This window comes from Dethiosulfatibacter sp., assembly GCF_983023055.1.
Window position 1 is genome coordinate 294 of sequence record NZ_CEZJXU010000390.1, and the last position, 417, is coordinate 710.

The window sequence follows — 417 nt, forward strand, 5'->3', positions numbered from 1 at the left end:
TTCCTTATCTTTTCAAGCCTGTACCTTATTGTATTTACATGCTGAAATAGTTCCTTTGCCGTAGAGGACATTTCTCCCCTGTTATCTATATATGTAACCAGTGTTTTCATTAGGTCCGCACCATATTCCTCGTCATGATTGACGATCTTTGCAATAATACTTTTACAGTATTCCCCTACCCAGTAGTCTTCCTTAAGAGGCATAAAAATCCTGTTTAGTCCTATTTCTCCAAATTTCAATATATCAGCATTTTTGTCAATACAGGCATCAAGGGCATAGATGGATTTCCTTATGCAAATATCGAGTTCTTCGAGACTGTTGTGGATATCACCTATTCCCACATGGAATAATCCACTGTCAATTCCCACCTTTTCAATAAGCTCAGTGAGTTTGGTAGTTTCATCGACTTCCCCTGCT

Annotated in this window: 1 protein-coding gene; it reads right to left on the minus strand. The window is 38.4% G+C overall.

What is annotated here, in order from left to right; translation table 11 throughout:
* Positions 1–417 (minus strand): PucR family transcriptional regulator (locus AC3AX0_RS11440; RefSeq protein ID WP_487550416.1); only part of this gene is annotated, 417 nt, incomplete at both ends.